The 25,666-nt window shown below is 64.2% G+C and carries 23 protein-coding genes; 17 read left to right on the forward strand and 6 right to left on the reverse strand.

Going from position 1 to position 25,666, the window contains the following annotated elements:
- Nucleotides 1-30: 30 nt before the first annotated feature.
- The 5 genes from NKI67_RS11500 to NKI67_RS11520 all read right to left on the reverse strand — a co-directional run bounded on the left by NKI67_RS11500 (nucleotide 31) and on the right by NKI67_RS11520 (nucleotide 6,806).
- Nucleotides 31-1,626, reverse strand: a complete 1,596-nt coding sequence (locus tag NKI67_RS11500; RefSeq protein WP_023676848.1) for an indolepyruvate oxidoreductase subunit beta family protein — start codon at nucleotides 1,624-1,626, stop codon at nucleotides 31-33.
- Nucleotides 1,619-3,772: a thiamine pyrophosphate-dependent enzyme gene (locus NKI67_RS11505; RefSeq protein ID WP_023676847.1), complete on the reverse strand. Its 2,154-nt coding sequence runs from the start codon at nucleotides 3,770-3,772 to the stop codon at nucleotides 1,619-1,621. The genes NKI67_RS11500 and NKI67_RS11505 overlap by 8 nt, the downstream gene beginning before the upstream one ends.
- A 42-nt stretch (nucleotides 3,773-3,814) precedes the next feature.
- The gene (locus NKI67_RS11510; protein WP_023676846.1) at nucleotides 3,815-4,294 is read right to left on the reverse strand and encodes a MarR family winged helix-turn-helix transcriptional regulator; all 480 of its coding nucleotides are present in this window, start codon (nucleotides 4,292-4,294) and stop codon (nucleotides 3,815-3,817) included.
- Complete coding sequence (locus tag NKI67_RS11515) at nucleotides 4,294-5,865, reverse strand: phytoene desaturase family protein (protein WP_352645341.1); 1,572 nt, start codon at nucleotides 5,863-5,865, stop codon at nucleotides 4,294-4,296. Before NKI67_RS11515 ends, NKI67_RS11510 begins: the two co-directional genes overlap by 1 nt.
- A gap of 149 nt (nucleotides 5,866-6,014) precedes the next feature.
- The gene (locus tag NKI67_RS11520) at nucleotides 6,015-6,806 is read right to left on the reverse strand and encodes a cyclase family protein (protein WP_023676844.1); all 792 of its coding nucleotides are present in this window, start codon (nucleotides 6,804-6,806) and stop codon (nucleotides 6,015-6,017) included.
- Between the two features lie 117 nt (nucleotides 6,807-6,923).
- On the opposite strand from NKI67_RS11520, the gene NKI67_RS11525 reads away from it, so the two are divergent.
- From NKI67_RS11525 to NKI67_RS11600, 16 genes are all read left to right on the forward strand, one after another.
- Nucleotides 6,924-8,498 carry a phytoene desaturase family protein gene (locus NKI67_RS11525; RefSeq protein ID WP_023676843.1) on the forward strand — a complete coding sequence of 525 codons (1,575 nt, stop codon included), beginning with the start codon at nucleotides 6,924-6,926 and terminating at the stop codon, nucleotides 8,496-8,498.
- A 107-nt stretch (nucleotides 8,499-8,605) separates the two neighbouring features.
- Nucleotides 8,606-10,132, forward strand: coding sequence for an ABC transporter substrate-binding protein (locus tag NKI67_RS11530; protein WP_023676842.1), 1,527 nt, complete (start codon nucleotides 8,606-8,608; stop codon nucleotides 10,130-10,132).
- A gap of 64 nt (nucleotides 10,133-10,196) precedes the next feature.
- The gene (locus NKI67_RS11535; RefSeq protein ID WP_023676841.1) at nucleotides 10,197-11,204 is read left to right on the forward strand and encodes an ABC transporter permease; all 1,008 of its coding nucleotides are present in this window, start codon (nucleotides 10,197-10,199) and stop codon (nucleotides 11,202-11,204) included.
- Entirely contained in the window at nucleotides 11,197-12,045 is an 849-nt protein-coding gene (locus NKI67_RS11540; RefSeq protein ID WP_023676840.1) for an ABC transporter permease, read from the forward strand. Before NKI67_RS11535 ends, NKI67_RS11540 begins: the two co-directional genes overlap by 8 nt.
- Nucleotides 12,042-12,932 carry an ABC transporter ATP-binding protein gene (locus tag NKI67_RS11545; RefSeq protein WP_031211797.1) on the forward strand — a complete coding sequence of 297 codons (891 nt, stop codon included), beginning with the start codon at nucleotides 12,042-12,044 and terminating at the stop codon, nucleotides 12,930-12,932. Before NKI67_RS11540 ends, NKI67_RS11545 begins: the two co-directional genes overlap by 4 nt.
- A complete protein-coding gene (locus tag NKI67_RS11550; protein ID WP_023676838.1) occupies nucleotides 12,925-13,755 on the forward strand; it encodes an ATP-binding cassette domain-containing protein in 831 nt (276 codons plus the stop codon). The genes NKI67_RS11545 and NKI67_RS11550 overlap by 8 nt, the downstream gene beginning before the upstream one ends.
- A gap of 80 nt (nucleotides 13,756-13,835) precedes the next feature.
- On the forward strand, nucleotides 13,836-14,435 hold the full coding sequence (locus tag NKI67_RS11555; protein ID WP_023676837.1) for a VOC family protein: 600 nt from the start codon (nucleotides 13,836-13,838) through the stop codon (nucleotides 14,433-14,435).
- Between the two features lie 138 nt (nucleotides 14,436-14,573).
- Complete coding sequence (locus tag NKI67_RS11560) at nucleotides 14,574-16,868, forward strand: bifunctional salicylyl-CoA 5-hydroxylase/oxidoreductase (RefSeq protein ID WP_023676836.1); 2,295 nt, start codon at nucleotides 14,574-14,576, stop codon at nucleotides 16,866-16,868.
- A complete protein-coding gene (locus tag NKI67_RS11565) occupies nucleotides 16,865-17,638 on the forward strand; it encodes an SDR family NAD(P)-dependent oxidoreductase (protein ID WP_023676835.1) in 774 nt (257 codons plus the stop codon). The genes NKI67_RS11560 and NKI67_RS11565 overlap by 4 nt, the downstream gene beginning before the upstream one ends.
- A complete protein-coding gene (locus NKI67_RS11570) occupies nucleotides 17,632-18,102 on the forward strand; it encodes a MarR family winged helix-turn-helix transcriptional regulator (protein ID WP_023676834.1) in 471 nt (156 codons plus the stop codon). The genes NKI67_RS11565 and NKI67_RS11570 overlap by 7 nt, the downstream gene beginning before the upstream one ends.
- The gene (locus NKI67_RS11575) at nucleotides 18,099-18,911 is read left to right on the forward strand and encodes an enoyl-CoA hydratase family protein (protein WP_023676833.1); all 813 of its coding nucleotides are present in this window, start codon (nucleotides 18,099-18,101) and stop codon (nucleotides 18,909-18,911) included. The genes NKI67_RS11570 and NKI67_RS11575 overlap by 4 nt, the downstream gene beginning before the upstream one ends.
- 224 nt (nucleotides 18,912-19,135) lie before the next feature.
- Complete coding sequence (locus NKI67_RS11580; RefSeq protein WP_023676832.1) at nucleotides 19,136-20,284, forward strand: acyl-CoA dehydrogenase family protein; 1,149 nt, start codon at nucleotides 19,136-19,138, stop codon at nucleotides 20,282-20,284.
- 72 nt (nucleotides 20,285-20,356) lie between these two features.
- On the forward strand, nucleotides 20,357-20,752 hold the full coding sequence (locus tag NKI67_RS11585; RefSeq protein WP_023676831.1) for a RidA family protein: 396 nt from the start codon (nucleotides 20,357-20,359) through the stop codon (nucleotides 20,750-20,752).
- Between the two features lie 177 nt (nucleotides 20,753-20,929).
- Nucleotides 20,930-21,721, forward strand: coding sequence for an ABC transporter substrate-binding protein (locus tag NKI67_RS11590; RefSeq protein WP_023676830.1), 792 nt, complete (start codon nucleotides 20,930-20,932; stop codon nucleotides 21,719-21,721).
- A gap of 109 nt (nucleotides 21,722-21,830) precedes the next feature.
- Complete coding sequence (locus NKI67_RS11595; protein WP_023676829.1) at nucleotides 21,831-22,505, forward strand: amino acid ABC transporter permease; 675 nt, start codon at nucleotides 21,831-21,833, stop codon at nucleotides 22,503-22,505.
- 30 nt (nucleotides 22,506-22,535) lie between these two features.
- The gene (locus NKI67_RS11600) at nucleotides 22,536-23,828 is read left to right on the forward strand and encodes a cysteine desulfurase-like protein (RefSeq protein ID WP_023676828.1); all 1,293 of its coding nucleotides are present in this window, start codon (nucleotides 22,536-22,538) and stop codon (nucleotides 23,826-23,828) included.
- Here NKI67_RS11600 and NKI67_RS11605 read toward each other — a convergent pair.
- A complete protein-coding gene (locus NKI67_RS11605) occupies nucleotides 23,759-24,631 on the reverse strand; it encodes an NAD(P)H-dependent oxidoreductase (protein ID WP_352645346.1) in 873 nt (290 codons plus the stop codon). The two genes, NKI67_RS11600 and NKI67_RS11605, sit on opposite strands and share 70 nt — an antisense overlap.
- Before the next feature lie 93 nt (nucleotides 24,632-24,724).
- On the opposite strand from NKI67_RS11605, the gene NKI67_RS11610 reads away from it, so the two are divergent.
- The gene (locus NKI67_RS11610) at nucleotides 24,725-25,645 is read left to right on the forward strand and encodes a LysR family transcriptional regulator (protein WP_023676826.1); all 921 of its coding nucleotides are present in this window, start codon (nucleotides 24,725-24,727) and stop codon (nucleotides 25,643-25,645) included.
- Nucleotides 25,646-25,666: the final 21 nt, after the last annotated feature.

Below are 25,666 nucleotides of genomic sequence, written 5' to 3' on the forward strand. Positions count from 1 at the left end.
TCGATGAATTAAACGGGACCATTTCACAGATCAACTTGATGGAACGTCGCCGTCGCCCAGCGACGCCACCGTCTTCAGCGCGCCGTCGAGCATGTCGCCCTTTTCGTCCTTCAGCGCGGCTTCGCGCAGGCGCCGGGTCCAGTCTGCGGCGTCCGGGCGGCCCTTGACCAGGTCGAGTACCGACAGCACCCGGTCGAATTTCGACTGCGCGCGGGCGTGGGTGTCGCTGTAGCCCTTGATCAGCCGGCGGCAGTTGAGGATCTCCGTGCCAAGCGCGTAGTCCTCGCCGACTTGGCCCAGCGCCAGCGCATACCAGCGCTCGATATGCGCGGTCTCGACCTTGTGGCGCAGCAGCCGGCGGCGCCAGCGGCGCAGGCCGCCGATGAACCACAATGCGGCAAAGCCGGCAAAACTGTCGGTGCGGATATGGCGGCCGCGGTTGATGCGGCGGTCGAGGAAGGCGGCGAGCATCGGCCGGCTTTCGATGTAGCTGCCGAGCCCGGCCGGCAGCGTGCCGCAGAATTCCTCGATGCGCGGATGGAAATATTCGGTCACCTGCAGGACCGAGCCGTCCTTGACGCCGACCTCACGGCGTACGCGTCGGTCGCGGCTAGAGCGCGTCTTCAGGTCGGCGACGCGGATCATGTCGTCGTAGCACATCGCGTTGGCCAGATGCTTGGCGGCGGCGATCGACAGCGCGTAGGCGTGTTCGGCATCGTCCAGGACGACCGCGCGGTCGAGCCGGTCGAGATACTCGCCGCCATAGGCGATGTCCTGGTAGTCGACGACTTTTTTCAGGCCGCGAAGCGCCATGTCGTGCACAGGTGCCGGCAACGCGGCGACGCGCGCCGCCAGTTGTTGCCAGCCCTTCAACAGGCTTTCCGGGCCGCTGACTTTTGTCGCGGCGCCCGAGCGGGTTTCAGCGGCCGCCGGCTGTGCAGTCTTGTCGCCCGAAGGCGCACTCGCGATGCCGCGCGCCCGATCGTAGGCGGCGCCGAAGGCGGCGAGGCTGGCCTTCACACCGCGGCCGCCGGCACTGACCGCCTGCTCATAGCTTTCGCGACTGAACGGCAAGGCGTCGGAGCCGGCCAGCGCGCCGAGCAGGCTGGCCGAGATCATCGAGCCATTGTCGGCGGCGATCTTCTCCATGTCGAAGGCAATGAAGCGCTTGGCCGCGGCTTCCGCCGTGGCATGCACCTTGGCGGACGAGGCGCGACCGTCGCCGGGCTCGATCTTCTCCGAGACCGCGGCGATGCGGTGCGACGAGGCGATCAGCGTCGTGCGCTCGGGCGTGACGAAGCCGCGGATGATGGCGCGGCCGGCTTCCATCAGTTCGGCGGCGATCAATATATCGACGTCGCCCTGCGACGGCGACAGCGCGAAGACCGGCAGGCGGCCGGTGTCGCGGCACATTTCGACATAATAGATGGTGGCGCCGGTGCGCTGGGCGACGCCGGCGACCGAGGTCGATTGCGCGACGTAGCCGTTGCGCTCGGCGACGTCGGTGATCCAGTCGGCCAGCACGCCACCGCCCTGGCCGCCGACCGCGAGCACGGCAAGCTTTATGACGCGCTCGTCGTCCGGCGCGCCGGCCTTGGAACGGGTTGATGGGCTAGCGTCAAGCATCGGCGAATATCAGGCGCCGGCTTTCACGGCGCCGCTGCAAGAGACTGATCGTGGCGCGCCGCGCGGCTTCAAGGAAACGGTCCCAGCGGCTCGGATTGTGCACGACATCGGCGCGGTAGAAGGACGGGCAGAGCACCGCCGCATCGGCGACCTCGCCGCAATTGCCGCAACCGACGCAGCTTTGGTCGATATGCGCCACCGGATCGTCGCGCAACGGATCGTCGAGCGACTTCACCGAAAGCGACGGACAGCCGGAGAGCCGCATGCAGGCATGGTCGCCGGTGCAGATATCTTCGTCGACACCGAATTTCGGCTTGACTATGCGCGTCCCGCCCTTGATCGCCTTGTCGACCAGCGGCTTTTCGCGGCGCTGCCGGTTGAGCATGCATTCGGACGAGGCGACAATGACTTTCGGGCCCTTCTCGTCCGTCGTCAGCGCCTCGCGCAGCGTGTCTTGCATCTTGGTTACGTCGTAGGTGCGGTCGATGTGGCGCAGCCATTTGACGCCCATGCCCTTCACCGCCTCGGTGATCGGGTGCTTGGTCGACTTGGTCTTGTTGCCGGCGCGGGACGACAGGATGTCCTGCCCTCCGGTCGCGGCCGAATAGAAATTGTCGACGATGACGATGACGCCGTCGTTCTTGTTGAACACCGCGTTGCCGATCGACGAGGTCAGACCGTTGTGCCAGAAGCCGCCGTCGCCGACGAAGGAGATCGAGCGGCGCTTGGCATCGGGCGAATTGAACGCCGAAGCCGAGGCCGGCCCCAGCCCGTAGCCCATGGTAGTGGCACCTAGCTCGAAAGGCGGCATGATCGAGAACAGATGGCAGCCAATGTCGGAGGCGATGTGGTGCTTGCCCAGCTCCTGCTCGACCAGCTTGGTGGCGGCGAAGATCGGCCGCTCCGGGCAGCCGACGCAGAAGCCGGGCGGCCGGCCCGGGACGACGTTGATCAGGTCGGCGGTGTCGAGCCCGTCGCCGATCTTGTTCGGCGCGCGGACCTCGCTTGGCAGCAGATGCGGGATGGTGGCACGCAGGAACGATCCGATGCCGTCGAGCATCACCTGGCCGGTATATTCGCCGGCCATAGGCAGATGTTCCTTGCCGACGAGCCTGGTGCCGCGGCCGGCCTTGTGCAGCATCGCGGCAAAGGCCTGTTCGATGTAGTTGGGCTGGCCTTCCTCGACGACGAGGACGGCGTCCTTGCCTTCGCAGAAGGACAGGAACTCGTCGTCGACTAAGGGATAGACGGCGTTGAGCACATAGAGCGGCACGTCGGTGTCGCCATAAGTGTCGGCGAGGCCGAGCCGCTGCAGCGCCCGGACGACCGAATTGTACATGCCGCCCTGCATGACGATGCCGACCGAGCCGTGCTCCGGGCCGAAAAACTCGTTGATCTTGTTGGTGCGGATGAAATCCACCGCCGCCGGCCAGCGTTTCTGCACCTTTTCCTTCTCGTGCAGGAAGGACGCGGGCGGCAGCACGATGCGGCCGGTGTCGCGGCGCGGCGCCTCGAGCGCATCGGCCACAGTCATTGCCGGGCGCTTGTTGTCCTTGGCGATGAAATGGCCGTGGACATGGCAGCAGCGAATACGGACCTGCAGCATGACCGGCGTGTTGGAAACCTCGGACAGCTCGAAGCCGTCCTGCACCGCCTTGACGATCGACGGCAGGTTCGGTCGCGGGTCGAGCAGCCAGACCTGGCTCTTCATGGCAAAGGCGTGGCTGCGCTCCTGCATGATCGAGGAGCCTTCGCCGTAATCCTCGCCGACGATGATCAATGCACCGCCGGTGACGCCGCCGGAAGCGAGATTGGCGAGCGCGTCGGAGGCGACATTGGTGCCGACCGTCGACTTGAAGGTCGCCGCGCCGCGGATAGGATAATGCACCGATGCCGCAAGCATGGCGGTGGCGGTCGCTTCCGAGGCGCTCGCCTCGAAATGCACGCCGAGCTCGCCCAGGATATCCTGCGCGTCGGCCAGCACGTCCATCAAATGGCTGATCGGCGCGCCCTGATAGCCGCCGACATAGCCGACGCCGCATTGCAGCAGCGCCTTGGTGATGGCGAGAATGCCTTCGCCGGAAAACTCCTCGCCGGCGCCGAGCCTGAGCTTTTCGACTTCCTTGGCAAAAGACCGTTCGGCCATTTTGGGCTCCTTCCGTTACCGCCCCGATGGCGGCGCGTAAGATCAGATGTCGTGCTTGCGAATGTTCTTCAGCATCTTCTGCAATGTCGCGATCAGCGCCGCGTATTCGGCATCGTCGACATCGTCGAACATTGCCTCGAAAGCGTCGTGCATGGCCGGCCAGGCGCGCGCGAACTCGGCGCGGCCATCGTCGGTCAGGAACACATGGCGGATACGGCTGTCGGTGACCCCCTGCTCGCGCCGCACAAACCCTTGCCCCTCCAGCGTGTCGAGCGTCCGGCTCAAGGTCGACTGCTCGATGACGGTATAGACCGAGAGATCGTTGACAGTGACGCCATCGGTGACCGACAGCACGGCCAGCGTGCGCACCTGCGGAATGGTCAGGCCCTGCCTGCGGAAATTGTCACGCAAAGTGGCGTTGTAGCGGCCCATGATGCGGTTCATCAGATAGGGCGCGAATTGCTGCAGGCCGATCTGGCCCAAAGTCGAGATGCGCTGGCGCTTTTCAACCTTCTGTTCCATCACAGCCTCCCCGCCAGGAGAAAGCCGGAGCCGCCGCCCAAGCCAGCACCCGGATGGGTCGAGGCACCGATGTGGTAGAGACCCCTGACCCCGGTGGCGTGATTGCGGCTCGTCTTGAACGGCCGCCACAGAAACGACTGGTCGATGGCCGAGGAACCGCCATAGGGGTCGCCGCCGACCAGATTGATGTTCATCGCTTCCAGGTCGGCCGGCGAACAGGCGCGGCGTGCGATGACGCTGTCCTTGAACCCATCGATATGGCTGGCGAGGATCGCTTCGGCACGGTCGGCATAGGCTTCGCGCAGCGCCTCGGTCCAGCGACCGTCTGCCGGTGTTTGCAGTTTGCCGGCGGCATCGCCCTTGATATGCCGTGGCGCCTCGGGCAGTTGCAGCCACAGGACCGCCTTGCCGTCCGGGCAGCGCGATGGGTCGAGCGCGTGCGGCTGGCCGACGCACATGGTCGGCACCTCCGGCAGCATGCCGCGCACGGCTTCGTTGCAGGCCTTCGAGACGCCGTCGAGCCCCGGCGTCAGATGCAGCAGCGCGACCTTGTCCAGGCCCTCGCCGCGCCATGCTGGCGGCTTGTCCAAGGCATAGTGGATCTGGAAATTGCCCTTGCCGTAGCGGTATTTTTGCGCTGCCTCGACGTCGGCTTTCGGCGCCGCGTCGCCGAGGAGCCGCTCGTAGAGCTGCGTCGGCGTGACCGAGCAGATGACGCTCTTGTTCACGTTGATCGTTTCGCCCGAAGCCAGCCGCACGCCGGCGGCGCGGCCTCCGCTTTGGACAATAGCCGCGACGTCGGCGCCGGTGCGGATTTCGCCGCCACGTTCCCTGATCAGGGCCTCGAAGGCGGCCAGCAGATTCCTGGCACCGCCCTTGACGATCGGCGCGCCGGCCGCCTCAAGCGCGAAGGCAATGACCTTGGCGATCTGGCCGGAGAACGCGTCCTCAGGCCCGAGGCCGGCATGCAGCACCCAGGGCGCCCACAGCGCGCGCATGGTTTCCGACTGGTAGGTGCTTTCCAGCCAACCGCGCGCCGGCACCAGCGCGCTGCCGAGAAAGGCGGCAAGGCCACGCGGGCCGCGCCGCCAGGCCTCACCCGCCAGCAGCCTGGCCGTCGGGTAGGACCACAGGCTGCCACCGAGCAGTCCGAACAGCAGACCGGCGTTGCGCTCGATCTCGCCGACATCGTTTGCGTGCCGGTCGCCGTCGCCCGCGGCAAGCGCATTGATCGCCGCTACATTGGCGATACGATCGGTGCGCAGGACGGCATGGCTGCCGTCCGGGCGCAGCACGCCGGTCGGCGTGGAGGTGTTGCAAAACTCCAGGCCGTGCCGCGCCAGATCCTTGCCCAGCGCCGCATAGGCCGGCGAGGTGATGAACAGGACAAAGGTCGTCGCCATCACGTCGTGGATGAAGCCGGGCGCGGTGATTTCTTCGGTGCGCATGCAGCCGCCGATGCGGTCGTTGCGCTCGAGCACCAGCACCTTCGCCCCCTTGCTGCCAAGCATCGCCGAGCAGACCAGCGCGTTGATGCCGCTGCCGACGACGATGTGATCGGGAGCGCTCATCGATGCGTGCTCCTAGCCGGCAGGAGTTCAATTGCAGAAATTGGCGCTCTACGGCGCCGTAGAGCCGCAGCTTTGCAAGGCTGCCGCTCCCACTCCGTCATCACAGTGCCACTTCCGCACATGATCTTCTCCCGAAGACCGCAGCTACCCTATTGCCTTGGCACCAACGCCAACGCGCGGATCGGGCTGCCGGTGCCGTGCTCGATCTTGAGCGGCGCCGCGATCAGGATCGCGCCTTTCGGCGGCAGCCGGTCGAGGTTGCAAAGGCTGGCGAGGCCGTAGCGGTTAGCCTTGTGCATCAGGCTATGCGCCGGGAACGGCGGCTCCATTCCCCCTGCTTTTCCAGCATCCGTGCCGATCGTCTCGCTGCCCCAGCCCTTGATGTCCTTGCTAATCAGATACTGGATGGCTTCGGCGGTCGGGCCAGGCGTGTGCGGTCCGGTCTCATTGGCGTTGAGGAACTCGGCTTCCGAGCCGTTGCGCTTATACCAGTCGGTGCGCATCACCACCCACTCGCCGGGATTGATAGCGCCATGTTCGGCTTCCCATGCCTTGATGTGATCGACGGTGAGCAGGAAATCGTGATCGGCTGCCGCTTGCTTCGAACAGTCGATGACGTTGACCGGGCCGACGAAGTTCTGCGCCGGAATGGTGTCGGTGGCGCCGTCCGGATAATCCTTGCCGGTGATCCAGTGGTTGGGTGCGTCGAAATGGGTGCCCGAATGCTCGCCGAGCTTGAGCCAGTTCCACGCCCACCACGGGCCATTCTTGTCATAGGCGGAGATGGCGTGGATCTCGATCTTCGGCGTGTCGACCGCCAGTTCCGGCGGCAGCTTGATCAGTGGCGTGTTGGGCCCGAGCGGCGCCGTCAGGTCGACCACCTGGATGGCGCCTGAAAGCAGCTGGCCGGCGACTTCGCCTAGAAGTTGTTGTGTGTCCATGGTCTCTGTTCCCTCTTTCTCGATGGTGCTGAAGGCTCTCGTGGCCCTTAATATCCTACTAGACGAAAACATATGCATCTGCAATTATCTTTAAGCATAAAGCAAATGGGACGGGGCGTGAGCGAGTTCGACGCCATATTTGTCGGGGCAGGCCACAACAGTCTGGCATGCGCCGCGCATCTGGCGCTCAAAGGCTGGAAAACGGCAGTTTTCGAGCGTAATGCAACGATCGGCGGCGCCGTCCAGACGCGCGAATTGACGCTTCCGGGCTTCCGGCACGATTTCGGCGCGATGAATCTCAGCCTGTTCGCCGGCTCGGCCTTTCACAAGAAATATGCAAATGAATTGAAAACCCACGGGCTGGAATTCGTGCCGGTGGCCGACTGTTTTGCCAGCGCCTTCCCCGACGGTCGCTGGTTCGGCGTCAGCAGCGACCTGGAAAAGACCGCCTCGCGCATGGCCGCTTTTTCCGACGCCGACGCACAGACATGGCGCCGTCTGGTTGCGGCATTCCCGGCGGAGGCCGAGCATCTGTTCCGGCTGCTGGGCTCGCCGATGAGCGGCCGTGCGCTCGCCGGCACCGCCTGGAACCTCTGGCGCAAGAAGGGTTTTGCCGGCGCGCTCGATACTGGTCGGTTGCTGCTTTCGTCACCCCGCGCCTGGCTCGAGGAGACTTTCCAGTCACCGCATGTCAGGGCGACGCTCGCCACCTGGGGCATGCATCTCGACTTCGCCCCCGATATCGCCGGCGGCGCGGTGTTCCCTTACCTCGAATCCATGGCCAACCAGCGCTTCGGCATGGTGCTCGGCAGAGGCGGCGCCGACACCATTATCCGCGCTCTGTCGGGCATGCTCACGGCCGCCGACGGCAAGATCGTCACCGGGGCTGATGTCGCCGAGATCACGGTTTCGGCCGGCAAAGCGACCGGCGTGCGGCTCGCTTCCGGCGAGACCCACACAGCCACCAAGGCCGTCATCGCCGGTGTCGCGCCCAAGGCGCTGACCGGGAAACTGTTGCCTAACGGATCGGGCGACACCGGCTTCGACACGGCCGTGAAAAAATTCCGCCACGCGCCGGGGACGTTGATGATCCATCTGGCGCTCGACGATCTGCCGGACTGGCGCGCCGGCGCCGAGCTTCGGCAGTTCGCCTATGTGCACCTTTCGCCGTCGCTCGACGCCATGTCGCTGACCTACCAGCAGGTGATGGCAGGCATGCTGCCGGATGAACCGGTGCTGGTCGTCGGCCAGCCGACGGCCGTCGATCCCTCGCGCGCGCCGGACGGCAAGCACGTACTTTGGGTGCAGGTGCGCATGCTGCCAGCCGAGATTGCAGGCGATGCAGCGGGCACGATCGCGGCGGCTCACTGGGACGAGGCTAGGGAGCACTACGCCGAGCGCGTCCTCGACATTATCGAGCGCTATGCGCCCGGCCTTCGTCGGAAGATCCTCGGCCGCGCCGTGTTCTCGCCCATCGACCTCGAACGCGAGAACCCGAACCTTGTCGGCGGCGACCAGATCTGCGGCAGCCATCATCTGGCGCAGAATTTCCTGTTCCGGCCGGCGCGCGGTTACGCCGGCTGGAACACGCCGGTCGGCAATCTGCACCTGACCGGGGCGGCAACATGGCCCGGCGCCGGCACCGGGGCGGCGTCGGGCTACATGCTCGCGCAACAACTTGGCGGGAGGTAGGCTCCATTTTTCATCTAGGGTGAAGGAGGACAAGGCGCGGTTGCCCAAGGAGCCTGAACCCACCGATTGACAACGACACCGCGCATAAAAGCAACAGGGGAACGACCATGACAATCAACAGACGAGAATTGCTCGGATATGGCGCGGCCGCACTTGGCGCCACGGCGCTCGGCCTGCCGCAAATCGCCAAGGCTGCCGGCGAACTGACCATCGCCTACAATGTCAATTTGCCGTCCTGGGACCCGACCACCGGGCCTTCGGCGGTCAACCCGACCATCCAGGGTCTCTACCAGTCGGTGTTCGACCAGTTCATCCCGCAGAAGCCGGATCTTTCTTTCGCGCCCGGCCTGCTCACCGAATGGGGCTGGAACGAGGATCGCAGCAAGATCATGATGACGGTGCGCGAGGGCGTCACCTGGCATGACGGCTCGCCATTCACGGCCGAAGACGTGGTCTGGTCGCTGCAGCGGGCGGGCGATGAAAAGACCGGCAACCCGATCCAGTTCGTCTGGAAGAACGTCAACAACTTCAAGATCGACGGCAACAAGATCACCGGCGACGTCGTGCAATTCGACCCGGTGTATTTCAAGTGGATGTCGTTCCTGACCGGCTACATCATGCCGAAGGCCTATTACGAAAAGGTCGGCGCCGAGGGTTTTGAGAAAGCCCCGATCGGCACCGGGCCCTATATGGTCGACAAATTCGAGCGCAACGCCTTCCTGCGGCTCAAGGCCAACCCGAACTACTGGGGCGGCAAGCCGGCCTTCGAAAACGTAACCATCAAGTTCGTCACCGATGCGGCGAGCCGCGTCGCCGAGATCGAGTCCGGTTCCTCGCAGGTGACGCTGGAAATCCCCTATGAGGAATATGACCGCCTGATCGCCAAGGATGGACTTGCCGGCTCATGCAAGAACGTCTCCGACATCGGCATGATCTTCTTCAACGACATCGACGTGATGCTGGACAAGAACGTGCGCCAGGCGGCGGTGATGGCGGTCGACAAAAAGCTTTTGGTCGACCGGCTGCTGCGCGGTTACGGCCAGCCCATCGATACGCTGGAGACGCCGGAATACGAGGCCTACGATGCGTCGATCAAGGTGGAGCACAATCCGGACAAGGCCAAGGAACTGCTGGCCGCCTCCGGCTATTCGCCGGAAAAGCCGGTCAAGTTCACGATACAGACGACCAAGGGCTTCAAGCCCAAGGACTACGAGATGATCCAGGCGATCGTCGGCATGTGGCGCAAGGTCGGCATCGAGGCAACGATCGAGGTCTACGAGATCGCCAAGCACTACGAGCTGCGCGCCGCCGACAAGCTGGCGCCGGCGGCCTTCTACAATTGGGGCAATGCCATCGGCGATCCCACCACGTCGACCGGCTTTGCCATGTATGGCCCAAGCCCGCATTCGGTATGGGACAGCCAGGACCTGATCGACATGATCAATCCACTATGGGGCGAGAAGGACGAGGCCAAGCGCATTGCCGGCTGGAAGGCCGTCGACAAATACATCGCCGAACAGGCCTATGTGCTGCCGCTGATCCAGTATGCGCAGCCGATCGTGCATGCCAAGGGCGTCAATGTGGTGCAGCATGTGTCGGGCGCACTTCTGCCGGCGCTGATGAGCCCGGCCTGAGACAGTCTTCGGCTTGCCGCGCGCCGTCCGGAATGACGGCGCGCATTTTCCGCCACGGGCGACCATGCTGCTGCAAAGATTCCTGATCCGTCTTCTGACGATGGCGATCACGCTGTTCGGCGTGGCCGTCGTCGTCTTTATCGTCATCCGTGTCGCGCCGGGCGACCCGATCGCGATGATGCTGCCGCCCGGCGCGACCGATGCCGACATCGCTCGGCTGCGCGCGCTTTACGGGCTGGACAAGACCATCGTCCAGCAATTCTTCATCTGGCTGGCCGGTGTCGTCAGGGGCGATTTCGGCACGTCGATCTCACTGCGGCAGGACGTGCTTGGGCTGGTCTTCAATCGCCTCCCGGCCACGCTGGAACTCGCCATCGTCGCGCTTGTGATGGCGCTGGCGATCGGCGGCACGACGGCGATCCTCGGCGCGCGCGAACGCGGCACCGCGGTCGAAGCCGGCATCGACATTGCCAGCGGTGCGGCACTCTCGATTCCCGATTTCCTGTGGGGCCTGGTGCTGATCCTTCTGTTCGGCGTGCTGGTGCCTATCTTCGACATTTCTGGCCGGGTGTCGCCGCAGCTCGACCTGCCCTTCGCCACGCAATTCTATCTGTTCGAAAGCATCGTACGGCTGCGCTTCGACCTGACCAGGGACCTGCTGGCACACATGCTGATGCCGGCGATTGCGCTGGCGCTGCCACTGGCCGCGATCATCTCGCAGCTGCTGAAACAGTCGCTGAAGGAAGTGCTCGACCTCGACTACGTCGTGCTGGCGCGGGTAAAGGGCTTTTCGGAAACGCAGGTCATCCTGCGCGAGGCGCTGAAGAACGCGGCCCTGCCGACGCTGACGCTGGTCGGCGTGCAGTTCACCTTCCTGATCGGCGGCACGGTCATCGTCGAACGACTGTTTTCCTATGAAGGTCTCGGCAACATGGCGATCGATGCCGTCATCAACCGCGACCTGCCGCTGATCCAGGGCATCGTGCTGGTCTTCGCGCTGCTGTTTGTGCTGATCAACCTTGCCGTCGACATGATGTACGCCCTGCTCAATCCGAGGCTGCGCCATGGATGAGGCCCGCATTTCGAGACATGGCTCGCGGGCACGCCTGTGGCTGGCCGGCGGCTGGCTGCTGATTGCGCTGCTGGCCGCAATTTTTGCGCCGCTGGTCGCACCGCAGGACCCGCTGGCGCAGGATTTGATGCTGGAGCGCCTGCCGCCGTTCTGGCTCGATGGAGCCGAGCCCGGCTACTGGCTCGGCACCGATAGTCTCGGCCGCGATCTCCTGTCACGGCTGATCTTCGGTGCCCGCATCGCCTTCATCGTCGCCTTCGCGGCAGCCCTTGCCGCCTGCCTGGTCGGCTCGACGCTGGGGCTGATCGCCGGCTATTTCGGCGGCTGGGCCGACCGCATCATCTCGCGTATCGTCGATGTCTGGATGGCGTTTCCGCCGGTGCTGTTTGCCATCCTTCTGGTCGCCGTGCTCGGCACCGGCTTGAGCTCGGTTATCATTGCCATTGCCGTCATCGACTGGACGCGCTTCTGCCGGGTGATCCGCGCCGAGACGATGGGCCAGTCGCGCATGGACTATGTCGAGAATGCCCGCATCGCCGGCTACGGCCGCATCGGCATCATGCTGCGCGAAGTGCTGCCCAATGTGGTGCCGTCGATCGTCGCGCTGCTGTCGCTGGAGATGGGCATTGCCGTCATCGTCGAGGCGATCCTGTCCTTCGTCAATCTGTCGATCTCGACCGACGACCCAACCTGGGGCGGCATCATCGCCGAGGGCCGCCTGTCGATCCATCAGGCTTGGTGGGTGCTGGTGTTCCCGCTGGTCACGCTGATCCTGACGGTGCTGTCGTTCAGCCAGTTTGGCGAGGGCCTCAGGGCACGTTTCGATCCGGTGCTGCGATGAACGCGCTGGCGAAACCCTGCCTCGACATACGCAGCCTTAGCGCGGTGCTGCCTAATGGCTTGCGCGTGCTGCGCTCGGTGTCGCTCGCCGTCGAGCCCGGCGAGGTGCGCGCGCTGGTCGGCGAGAGCGGCGCCGGCAAGACGATGATCGGCAAGGCGGTGCTTGGCGTGCTGCCTTCGAGCGTGCGCATCGTCGAAGGCGACATGCTGCTTGAGGGCGAGGACCTCGGCAAACTGCAGGCCAAGGCAAGGCGCACGCTGATCGGCGCGCGCACGGCGCTGATCCCGCAAGACCCGCTGACCGCGCTCAACCCGTCACGCCGCATCGGCCCGCAGATGACCGACCGGCTGGTGCGCATCCTCGGCTGGAGCGGCGAGAAGGCCGATGCACGCATCCGCCAATTGCTGGACGAGGTGCAAATCCGCGAACCCGAGCGTGTCCTCAAATGCTATCCGCACGAGCTGTCCGGCGGCATGCGCCAGCGCGTGCTGATCGCCGCGGCGTTCGCAGCCGAACCAAGGCTGATCGTCGCCGACGAGCCAACCACGGCGCTCGACGTGACTGTGCAGAAGCAGATCCTGCGGCTGATCGCGCAACTGCAGCGCGAGCACGGCACGGCGATCCTGTTCGTTACCCATGATCTCGGCGTCGTCGCCAAGATCAGCCAGAAGGTCTCGGTGCTCTATGCTGGCAAGGTGGTCGAGGAGGCCGAAACGGCCGCTCTCTTCGCCGCTCCGCAGCACCCCTACACGCGAGCTCTGATGGCCGCGACGCCACGCTACACCGATCCCTTCGCCTCGCTGAAGCCGGTGGACGAGGCGGTGCTGGCCGGGCTTGCTTCGGAGATCGCCGCCGCCGATCAGGCCTGGAGGCGCCCGCATGGCTGAGCCGCTGTTTTCCGTGCGTGGGCTGAAGGTCGCGCTGCCCGACATGACGCGCAAGCCGCTGATCGGCCGCGCGCCCTTGGCCGAGATCCTGAAAGGGCTGGATTTCGACCTGCCAAAGGGATCGGTGACCGGCATCGTCGGCGAATCCGGCTCCGGCAAATCGACGCTTGGCCGCGCCTTAGTGCGGCTTCTGGAGCCGAGCGCCGGCAAGGTCATCTTCGACGGCCGCGACATCACGCATCTGGCTGAGGCCGAACTCCGGCCGCTGCGCCGCAATCTGCAGATGATCTTCCAGGACCCGATGTCGTCGCTTAACCCACGCCGCACCATCGCCAGCATCATCGCCGCACCACTCAAACAGAATGGCCTCGGCGACAATCTGAAAGCCCGAGTTGCTGAAGCGCTTCAGCGCGTCGGCCTGCCGCAAGGCTTCGCCAGCCGCTATCGTCATGAATTGTCGGGCGGCCAGCGCCAGCGCGTCGGCATTGCCCGAGCGCTGGCGCTGTCGCCGAAATTCGTGCTGGCCGACGAAATCGTCTCAGGCCTCGACGTGTCGACGCAGGCACAGATCCTGACGCTGCTGGAAAAGCTTGCAGCGGAGATGGGCCTGACCGTCGCCTTCATCAGCCATGACCTGTCGGTGATCCGGCGGCTCTGCCGGCAAGTGATCGTCATGCGCGAAGGCGCGATCGTCGAAGCCAGTGCGACGGATACTTTGTTCGAGAAGCCGCAGCAGGCTTACACGCGCGACCTCCTCGCCGCCATTCCGCTGCCCGAGATCGATGATGCCTGGCTGCTTCCCGCCGCAAAGGCGCCGGCATGAAACACAATCCTATTCGCACGCTAAAGAGCGGGCCTCAGGCGTGCACCCGGCAAAATGTCCCGCGATGGAGGATGACTGACATGAAGAATGCAATCCGCTACGCAGTGCTCACCGCCACCGTGCTGGGAGGCATCGGCACGGCTTACGCCAGTTCCATTCCCGGCATGCGTGGCCACGACCACACCGGCGTCACCGTCCCCGACATGGAGCAGGCGGTCGATTTCTTCACCGAGGTGGTTGGCTGCAAGAAGGCGATGTCGTTCGGCCCGTTCGCCGACGACAAGGGCACATTCATGCAGGATCTGCTGGGCGTCGATCCCAAGGCGGTGATTGAGGAGATCACCCTGGTCCGCTGCGGACACGGGTCGAACATCGAGCTGTTCAAATACACCGCGCCGGACCAGAAGGACCTGACGCCTCGCAACAGCGACATAGGCGGCTTCCATATCGCCTTCTATGTCGACGACATCGCCGCCGCAAAAGCCTATCTTGACGGCAAGGGCGTCAAGACGCGGATGGGACCGCTGCCGGTTACCGAAGGCCCGGCGGCCGGCCAGACCATCCTCTACTTCCAGGCGCCCTGGGGCTTGCAGTTGGAAGCGATCAGCTATCCCAATGGCATGGCCTATGAAAAAGATGCGGAGACGGTGCTGTGGAGCCCGAAGAACCCGGAAAAATAGCCCGGGGCGTCCCTGGCCTGCGCAACTGCCGGCAAGCTGGGTTTCTGGGGCGGATTGTTTCAATCCTGAAACTTCAAGCTTGAATTAATCCGTCTCAGGCGTAAACTCGACAAACAGAAGCGAAGAGGAGATCGCACGATGAAAGTTGCGGTTCTCGGCGGCGGACCAGCCGGGCTCTACTTTGCAATCTCGCTGAAGCTCAGGGATGCCGCGCATGAGGTCACGGTGTTCGAGCGCAACCGTGCCGATGATACGTTTGGCTGGGGCGTCGTGCTGTCGGCGGAAACGCTGGAGAACCTGACCAAAAACGACCCGGTCAGCGCCGTCTGGATCCGCAAGCATTTCGCCTATTGGGACGATATCGCCGTCATCCATGACGGCGTGCGCACGGTCTCGACCGGTCACGGCTTTTGCGGCATTGGCCGCAAGCGGCTGCTCACGTTGCTGCAGCGGCGGGCGCGCGAACTCGGCGTCAAGCTGGTCTTCGAAACCGACATCGCCGATCCCAAGCCATATATGGAGAGGCACGACCTGGTTGTCGCCGCCGACGGGTTGAACTCGAAAGCGCGGAGCGCCTTCGTCGACGTGTTCAAGCCCGATATCGACATTCGTAGATGCAAGTTCGTCTGGCTCGGCACCCACCAGAAATTCGACGACGCCTTCACCTTCGTCTTCGAAAAGACCGAGCATGGCTGGGTGTGGGCGCATGCCTACCAGTTCGACAGCGATACCGCGACCTTCATCGTCGAATGCAGCGAGCAGACCTGGCAGCGCTTCGGCTTCGGCGCGATGTCGCAGCAGGAATCGATTGCCGTCTGCGAGCGCATCTTTGCCCGTCATCTCGGCGGCCACGCGCTGATGACCAACGCCAATCATATCCGCGGCTCGGCGTGGATCAATTTCCCGCGCGTCTTGTGCGAACGCTGGTCCTACAAGAACCTGGCGCTGATGGGCGACGCGGCGGCGAGCGCGCATTTCTCGATCGGTTCCGGCACCAAGCTGGCGCTGGAAAGCGCGGTGGCGCTGGCCGACTATCTCGAGTCCGAGCCAGACCTCGAGGCCGCCTTTAGCAAATATGAGGACGCCCGCCGCACCGAAGTGCTGAAGCTGCAGTCGGCGGCGCGCAATTCGCTCGAATGGTTCGAGGAGGTCGAGCGCTATCTCGGCCTCGATCCGGTGCAGTTCAACTATTCGCTGCTGACGCGTTCGCAACGCATCAGTCACGAGAATTTGCGGCTGCGCGATGCCGAATGGCTGGCCGGCGCCGAGGAGTGGTTCCAGCGCCAGGCCGGCGCCGGGGGCAACAATCTGCGTCGCGCGCCGATGTTCGCGCCGTTCCGGCTGCGCGGCATGGCGCTGCAGAACCGCGTCGTCGTCTCGCCGATGGCGCAGTACAAAGCGGTCGACGGCTGTCCGACCGATTGGCATTTCGCCCATTACGCCGAACGGGCCAAGGGCGGCGCCGGTCTCCTCTACATCGAGATGACGTGCGTCAGCGCGGAGGGCCGCATCACGCCTGGCTGCCCTGGTTTCTATGCGCCCGAGCATGAGGTCGCCTGGAAGCGGCTGGTCGAGTTCGTCCATGCCGAAACCGAGGCCAAGATCTGCGCCCAGATCGGCCATTCCGGTGCCAAGGGGTCGACCAGGCTCGGCTGGCAGGGAACCGACGTGCCGCTGCCCTCAGGCAATTGGCCCGTCATGGCAGCGTCTTCCGTGCCGTGGTCGCGGGAAAACCAGGTGCCGAAGGCGATGGACCGCGCCGACATGGATATGGTGCGCGACCAGTTTGTCGCTTCGGCCGAGATGGCGGCGCGCTGCGGCTTCGACATGCTCGAAATCCACGCCGCGCACGGCTATCTCCTGTCCTCCTTCATCACGCCCTTGACCAACCGGCGCACCGACTCCTATGGCGGCTCGCTGGAAAACCGCATGCGCTACCCCTTGGAAATCTTTCATGCGGTGCGCGCCGCGTGGCCGGCCGAGAAGCCGATCTCGATGCGCATCTCCGCCAATGACTGGCTGGGCATCGAAGGCGTGACGCCGGCCGATGCCGTAGAGATCGCGCGGCTGCTGCATGAGGCCGGCGTAGACATCTGCGACGTATCGGCCGGCCAGACTTCGGCCGTGGCAAGACCGGTCTATGGCCGCATGTTCCAGACGCCGTTTTCCGATCGCATCCGCAACGAGGTCGGCATGGCGACGATGGCGGTCGGCAATATCTATGAGCCGGACCACGTCAACTCGATCCTGATGGCGGGCCGCGCCGATCTCGTCGCACTGGCTAGGCCGCATCTTGCCGATCCGTATTGGACGCTGCACGCGGCCGTCATGCTTGGCGATCGCGGCGTCAAATGGCCGGATCCCTATCTGCCCGGCCGCGACCAGCTCTACCGGCTGGCCGAACGCGAAGCGGCAGCGGGGTTGAAAGTATGAGTGCCGCGGCGACGATTTCGGGGCGTCATGCGCTGGTCACCGGCGGCGGCTCCGGCGTCGGCCGCGCGATCGCGCTGGCGCTGGCCGGCGCGGGCGTTGACGTGACCATCTGCGGCCGGCGCGTGGAGCCGCTTGCCGAGGTCGCCGCGGAGAACAAGTCCATCTTCGCCATTGCCGCCGACGTCACCGACGAGACGTCGATGGCGTCGCTCTACGAGGCCGCGGAAGCGGCACGCGGAGCGTTCGACATCGTCGTTGCCAATGCCGGCATGTCCGGCAGTGCCCCGGCGCAGCGGACCTCGCTGGCAGACTGGCAGCGCACGCTCGACGTCAACTTGACCGGTACGTTCCTGACGGTGAAGCCGGCGTTGGCCGGCATGGCAGTGCGCAAGACTGGCCGTATCATCTTCGTCGCTTCCACCGCCGGACTGAAAGGCTATCCCTATGTCGCAGCTTACGTTGCCGCCAAGCATGGCGTCGTCGGCCTGATGCGGGCACTCGCCGTCGAGACCGCCAAGTCCGGCATAACAGTGAATGCCGTGTGCCCAGGGTTTGTCGAAACCGAGATGCTGGAGAGCACCGTCCAGCGCATCGTCCAAACGACCGGCCGCTCGTCCGAGCAGGCACGGACAAGCCTAGCCGCGACCAACCCGCAAGGCCGCTTCATCCAGCCGGAAGAAATTGCGGCCGCGGTACTTTATCTGTGTGGCGACGCCGCCCGGTCGATTACCGGGCAGACGATTTCGATCTCCGGAGGTGAGACATGGTAGCCGGTCCCCTGCCCGCCCCGTCCGGACCCGGCAAGGACCGCCTGCGGCTGTGGATACGCCTGCTGCGCGCCTCGCGCACCATCGAGGCCGAGCTGCGCGAACGACTGCGGCAAGAGTTCAACACAACGCTGCCACGCTTCGACGTGATGGCCGCGCTCTACCGCGCGCCGGAGGGCATGCTGATGAGCGATCTTTCGCGCTTCCTGCTGGTGTCCAACGGTAATGTCACCGGCATCATCGACCGGCTGGTCTCGGAAGGGTTGGTGATGCGGGCCCGACGCAATGGCGACCGCCGTACCTCGATGGTACGGCTGACGGAAGAGGGATCGAAGATTTTCGCCGTGATCGCCGCCGCGCATGAGAAATGGGTCGGCGAGTTGCTGGGCAATGTGAGCGAGGATGAGGCGCGCCGGCTGACCGGCATGCTGACCTCCTTCCGCAGCAATTGGGAGGGACGGGAATGACGAAGCTGGCCGGCCGCAAGCCGAAGCATTTCCTCTGGCAGGTCGAAGGCAAGATCGCAAAGATCCGGCTCGATCGACCGGAGCGCAAGAACCCGCTGACCTTCGACAGCTATGCCGAATTGCGCGACATATTTCGCGACCTTGTCTACGCCGATGATGTCGATGCTGTGGTGGTCCTGCCCAATGGCGGCAATTTCTGCTCGGGCGGCGATGTCCACGAAATCATCGGCCCACTGGTCAAGATGGACATGAAGGCGCTGCTCGCCTTCACCCGCATGACGGGCGATTTCGTCAAGGCGATGCTGAATTGCGGCAAGCCGATTATTGCGGCGGTCGATGGCGTGGCGGTCGGCGCCGGCGCGATTATCGCCATGGCCTCCGATATCCGCATCGCCACGCCCCAGGCCAAGACAGCATTCCTGTTCACCCGCGTCGGCCTTGCCGGCTGCGACATGGGGGCCTGCGCGATCCTGCCGCGCATCATTGGCCAGGGCCGCGCCGCCGAGCTGCTCTATACCGGCCGCACGATGAGTGCCGAGGAAGGCGAGCGCTGGGGCTTCTACAACCGGCTGGTCGATACCGCAACGCTTGAGGCCGACGCGCTCGACATGGCCGCGCGCATCGTTTCCGGCCCGACCTTCGCCCATGGCATGACCAAGACGCAGCTGAACCAGGAATGGTCGATGGGTCTCGACCAGGCGATCGAAGCGGAAGCGCAGGCGCAGGCGATCTGCATGCAGACCCGCGATTTCGAGCGGGCGTACACGGCTTTCGTGGCTAAGGAGAAGCCGGTGTTCGAGGGAAATTGAGATGATCGCTTCCACGCTGGCGGGACAGCACCCCCCTCTGGCCTGCCGGCCATCTCCCCCTCAAGGGGGGAGATTGGATATCAGGCCCGCTTTCGCCAATCTCCAACATCGCAGGGAGAGCCGTGGCAGCGAAGCCGCCAATCTCCCCCCTAGAGGGGGAGATGTCCGGCAGGACAGAGGGGGGCGCCGTGGAGCGCCAGGGCCGGAGAATTGTGGAGGCAGCAATGCCTGACCGTTCCTTCCTCTCCTGGCCGTTCTTCGAGGATCGCCACCGCGATCTGGCGGAGCGGCTGGAGGCATGGTGCGCCAAGAACCTGCCGGTTGCGCATGACGATGTCGACGCAGCCTGCCGCGAGCTGGTGGCCAAGCTCGGTAAGGACGGCTGGCTGAAGCCGACGGCGCTCGATACCGACAACCCCTCACCGCTCGACGTGCGCACGCTCTGCCTCACGCGCGAGACGCTGGCCCGGCATGACGGGCTGGCCGATTTCGCCTTCGCGATGCAAGGACTCGGCACCGGTGCGCTCGGCCTGTTCGGCTCGCCCGAGCAGCAGCATTGGCTGGCTAAGACACGGGCCGGTAAGGCGATTTCGGCGTTCGCGCTGTCGGAGCCGCGCTCGGGCTCGGACGTCGCCAATATGGAAATGACGGCCACGCGTGACGGCGACAGCTATCTCTTGTCCGGCGAAAAGACCTGGATCTCCAACGGCGGTATCGCTGACTTTTATGCTGTCTTTGCCCGCACCGGCGAAGCGCCCGGCGCCAAGGGGCTATCCGCCTTTGTCGTGCCTTCCGAAACCGAGGGGCTGATCGTTGCCGAGCGGCTGGAGGTGATCGCGCCGCACCCGCTCGCCCGGCTGTCCTTCGACAATGCACGCATTCCAGCCTCGGCGCTGATCGGCAAACCCGGTGACGGTTTTCGCATCGCCATGTCCGTGCTCGACGTGTTCCGTTCGACCGTCGGCGCAGCGGCGCTCGGCTTTGCCCGGCGCGCGCTGGACGAAAGCATCACAAGAGTGGCCGAGCGCAGGCTGTTCGGTGCGCCGATGGCCGAGCTGCAGATGGTGCAGGGCCACATCGCCGACATGGCGCTGGATGTCGATGCCGCCGCGTTGCTGGTCTATCGTGCCGCCTGGACCAAGGACATGGGCGCGGCTCGGGTTACCCGCGAAGCCGCCATGGCCAAGCTGTTCGCTACCGACAAAGCGCAGGAGGTGATCGACAAGGCTGTGCAGCTGCATGGCGGCGACGGCGTCCGCAAGGGCCATATCGTCGAAAGCCTGTATCGCGAGATCCGGGCGCTGCGCATCTACGAGGGAGCGTCCGACGTGCAGAAGGTGGTGATTGCACGACAAGTGATGGGAGCGGCCTGAGACAGGAGTTTGCGTGAAAATTATTGTCTTCGAGTTTTGAGCGACCGGATTTGAGCATTGGGAGGTTTTGACATGCACACCATCCTGCAGCCGGAAGGCTGGGCGAAACCCGTCGGCTACGCCAATGGCGTCGCCGCGCGTGGGCAGCTTGTCTTCGTCGGCGGGCAGGTCGGCTGGAACGGACAGGGCCGCTTCGAGACCGATGATCTTGTCGGCCAGGTGCGGCAGACGCTGGCCAATATTGTTGCTGTGCTCGCCGAGGCCGACGCCAAGCCGGAACATATCACCTCGATGACCTGGTACTTTACCGACAAGGCGGAATATTTGGCCAATCTCAAGGGGATCGGAGAGGTCTATCGCGAGGTGATCGGCCGGCATTTTCCGGCGATGGCCGCCATGCAGGTGATGGCGCTGGTCGAGGATCGCGCCAAGGTTGAGATCCAGGCCACGGCGGTTATTCCGGAGTGACGGCAACACGTGGCAATTTTTTAAGCTTAAAACTTTCGCCTTGAAAAGCGCGGTACTTTGGATAGCATCCAATGTCTTGCGACTGCCGTGCCGGGAGGGCTTTCCGGCAGTCCCGTCACTTGGCGCATCAAAACCGTGCGGGGCCAAACCCGTCCATCACAACCAGAGGGAACGAAAATGAACTTCACCCGTCGCAACCTGCTGCTTCTTGCTGCTGCCATCGGTATCGCCGGCGGCCCGGCCTACGCCGAAGGCACGCTGAATGTCGGCGCCTATCCGACCAATCCGCCTTTTGAATACAAGAACGAGAGCGGCACGTTCGAGGGTTTCGAAGTCGACATCATCAATGAGGCGGCAAAGCGTATCGGCATGACCACTGATATCGCCGATCTCGGTTTCCAGGCGCTGTTCGCCGCCACCACCTCGAAGCGCATCGACGTCGCCATCTCGTCGATCACCATCACGCCGGAGCGGCTGAAGTCTCAGTCGTTCACGCAGCCCTACTATGATTCCGACATGGGCATCGCCGCGAAGGCCGACAGCCCGATCAAGGCCGAGGCCGACCTCAAGGGCAAGATTGTCGGCGTGCTGTCCGGCTCGACCGGCGAAGCCTGGGTCAAGGCCCACCAGGAAGCGGACGGGTTCAGTGACGTCAAGGGCTACGACACGCAGCAGAATTTGCTGCTCGATCTCAGCTCCGGCCGCGTCGATGCGGCGGTCAGCGATATTCCGGGCCTGGAATATTCTTTCACCAGGATGAAGGATCTCGCCGTAAAAGAGCGCATCAAGACCGGCGAGCAGTACGGTCTGATGATGACCAAGGACCACCCGCTGCTCGGCAAGCTGAACGACGCGGTGACCGCGATGAAGAAGGACGGCACGCTGGCCGCGATCCACAAGAAGTGGTTCGGCAGCGACGCACCTGCCGATTCCTCGACCGTCAAGGAAATGCCTATGCCGAAGGCCTGAGCGGCAGTTCGCGCTTAAATGTCGTGCCGGCTTTCGATGCCGGCACGATTTCGGATTTCGGGCTCGGGCTCGAGCGTCGCGGGACGCCAAACGTTTCGGAAATGCTGCGATGTCGCTGCTGGACACCTTCTTCAACGCCGACGTCATGGTCTCCAGCCTGCCGGCGCTGCTGCGCGGTTTCCTGAACACCCTGCTGCTCGGAATCATGAGCATCGGCATCGGTATTCCCGTCGGCCTCGCGATCAGCCTGGTGCGGCTCTATGCGCCAAAGCCGCTTCGGCTGCTGGCTGTCGGCTACATTGACGTTTTCCGGGCGATGCCGGTGCTGGTCGTGCTGATCCTGATCTACTATGCGCTGCCGTTCCTCGGCATTCGCCTGTCATCGTGGACGTCCGCGGTGATGGCCTTCGCCATCATCATGGCGGCCTATTCGGCCGAGGTGTTCCGCTCCGGTATAGAGAGCATTCCGCGCGGCCAGTTCGAGGCGGCGCAGGCGCTCGGCCTGCCGTTCTTGCTGACCTTGCGCAAGGTAGTGCTGCCGCAGGCGATCCGCGTCGTCATTCCGCCAATGACCAGCAATTGCGTTTCGATGTTCAAGGATACTTCGCTCGCTTCCACCGTGGCGCTGCCCGAACTGCTGAAGGAAGCGACCAACGCGCAATCGCTCTATGCCAATCCTTCACCGCTGATCGGCGCGGCGCTGGTCTATCTGATCTTTCTCTGGCCGATGGTCCGTCTCGTCAGCCTCCTTGAACGCCGCTTTCAAACCGAAAAGACCCGCTGAATCTGTCAGCGCACTTCGCAGGAGACGACCTTGAACCAGCATCAGATTTCGAAAACCGGCGATGCCGCAGCTTTCCCGGTCGAGACGATCCGCGCCATGTTTCCCGCCTTGCAGCAAGCCGGGGACTTCGTCTTCATGGACAATGCCGCCGGCGCGCAGATCCCGCAAAGCGTGCTCGATGCGGTCACCAACCATTTGGTCGCGCATAATGTGCAGCGCGGCGGCCGCTATGGCCGCAGCGTCACCGTCGACCAAGCCGTCGCCGGCGCTCGCGAAAGCGTGGCCTTGCTGATCAACGCCACCGACCCGGCGGAGATCTGTTTCGGCATGAACGCCACTTCGTTCATCCGCCTGGTCAGCCTCGGCATCGGCCAGATGCTTTCCGAGCGCCCAAACGGGGAGCGTGACGAGATCGTCATCACCGACATGGATCACGATGCCAATATCGCGACGTGGCTGGCGCTGGCGCCCGCCGGCGCCAAGTTCAAATGGTGGCGGATGCGCGAGGACGGCAATCTGCATGTCGACGATTTGCGCCCGCTGGTCTCAGAGCACACCCGGCTCGTCGCCTGCACGGTAACGGCGCATTCGATCGGCTCGATTGTCGACGTTGCCTCCGTGGCTGGGATTGCGCATGCGGCAGGCGCCGAAGTGTTCCTCGACTGCGTGCATTTTGGGCCGCACGGGTTGATCGATGTGCAGGCCTGGGATTGCGACTATCTGGTCTGCTCCGGCTACAAGAATTTCTCGCCGCATATGGGCTTCCTGTGGGGCCGCTTCGAAACTCTGAAGCGCCTGCCGACCTTCCGCGAAGATTTCATCCCCGACGAGCCGCCCTACAAGATCGAGGCCGGTACCTTCATTTACGAGAACGTCTCCGGCATGGATGCCGCGGTGCGCTACCTCGAATCGATCGGCCGCAATTTCTTGTCAGAGAATAACCGGTCGCGCCGCGACAACATCGTCGCCGGCATGAATGCCATCCGCGACTACGAACAGGTGCTGGCGCGCGAAATGCTGGCGGTGCTCAAAGATTGCGGCGCGACGATCTACGGCGTGGCCGAAGAGGCACGCCTCAGCGAGCGCGTGCCGACCTTCTGCTTCAATGTCGGCACGCTGTCGCCGCAGAGGATCGTCGAGGAAATGGCCGAGATGCAGATCGGCATTCGCGACGGCCACATGTATGCGCCGCGTCTGATGAAGCGGCTCAACCTCAGCATGGACAGCGGCGCCGTGCGCGCCTCGCTGGTGCATTACAATACGATCGAGGAAGTCCGGCGCTTCGGCGAGGCGCTGCGCACCATCATCGCCCGGCTGTCCTGATCGGACTGGGCGGCGGCGCCGGCGCGATCCTCGTGAAGCGCAAAGGCGGTCGCACCCGGGTTCTCCAAGCCGGGGCGCAATTGCATGCTTGGGATCAAGTAATCGCCGCCATTCTGCTGCCGATAACGAATGGGCCGGATTGTCTCGAGCGTTCGCATCCTTTCGCGCAGTCGCTCCGCGACAGGCTCGAAATCCACCTCCCCGAAACGGTCCACCCTGTAAACCACGAACGGCGGAAGCACGTCGTAGCCCGGATAGTATAGAATCCCGTGATTGATCGGGAACAGCAGGTCGTCGATCGGGCCGTTGACGCCGCGGGCGGAATAATGCTCCTCCCAGCCGCCGTTGGTCACGATCAGCATTGCGCGCTTGCCGGCGAGCGTTCCCTCACCAAAGCGGTCACCCCACCGCTTGTCGCTGTGCTCGCCAACGCCATAGGCGAAGCCGTAGGCGTACACGCGATCGACCCAGCCCTTGAGGATCGCCGGCATGGCGTACCACCACAGCGGGAACTGGAGGATCAGGGTATCGGCCCATAGCAGCTTGTCGATCTCCACTTTGACGTCTTCGGTCAGAGTGCCGCTCGCAAAAGCTTTTTTGGAGGCGCCGGCCGGCAGGAAGCGTGCTTCAGGCGGCCACGACGGAAAGTCGGCACGGTCTACCTCGGCTTTCCAGCCATCGGCGTAGAGGTCAGACACCCGCACCTCATGGCCTTGGGCCTCAAGTTCCCCGATGGCGACGTCACGCAGTGCGCCGTTGAGCGAACGCGGTTCAGGATGAGCAAAAACAAGCAGGACTTTCATGGGTCTACTCCGAAGAAGGACGATAGACACCAAAGGTAGCCAGCTGTGGGCTGATCCACTATATGTAGGAAATGTATAAGATAATGCCGAATAATGGATAGATCGGACGCCACCCTTGAGCGCATGCGCACCTTCGTTCGCGTCGCCGAGCGCGGCAGCCTCTCGGCGGTGGCGCGCGAGCTCGGAGTTGGGCAGTCGACGGTCACACGGCATTTGCGAGAACTCGAGGAGGCCGTCGGAGTGCCCTTGCTCAGCAGGACCACCCGGCGCGTCACGATGACCGATGAAGGCAGCCGTTACTATGCCGACAGCGTCCAGATCCTGCGCCTCGTCGAGCAGGCCGGCGATGAGGCGCGGGGCACGCGCGGCGCGTCAGCCGGCACGATCCGGATATCCTGCACGGCGGCGCTCGGGGTCTTACATGTCAGCCGGCTGATCTTCGCCTTTCAGGACCGCTATCCCTACATCGGCATCGATCTCAGCCTTACCGACGAGCGCATCAACCTTGTGCGGGAGGGCGTCGACATCGCGCTTCGCCTCGGCCCGCTCACCGACAGCTCAATGAAACTGCGGGCGCTCGGGCAATCCCGGCGTCTGCTGGTGGCGGCGCCGGCCTATCTGGCGGCGCGGGGCAGACCGGCTGTCCCGCAGGATCTGCCTGGCCATGAAGGCATCCGGATGTCGAACATCGCGGGAAGCGACACGCTCACCTTGCAGGGGCCGGGCGACGAGACCTTTGCGGTGCCCTTTGGCGGCAGATTTCTGGTCGACCATGGGCTTGCTGCGCGCGAAGCCCTTGTCGCCGCACGCGGCATCGCACCCGCCCACCACTGGCTTGTCGATGATCTTCTGGCGGCCGACCGGCTGGAAGTGGTCCTGCCGGGCTATTTTCCGCCTCCCGTCCCGCTGAGCATGCTAATCGTTCCGGAGCGTGCGGGCATTGCCCGGGTGCGGCTGCTGGTCGACTTTCTCGCCGAGCAGATCTCCGGCATTCCGGGGATCGAGAAGCGGTAGCCGGCCGGCAAACCTCGCCGG

This window comes from Mesorhizobium sp. M0408 (assembly GCF_040321495.1).
Lineage (GTDB): Bacteria > Pseudomonadota > Alphaproteobacteria > Rhizobiales > Rhizobiaceae > Mesorhizobium.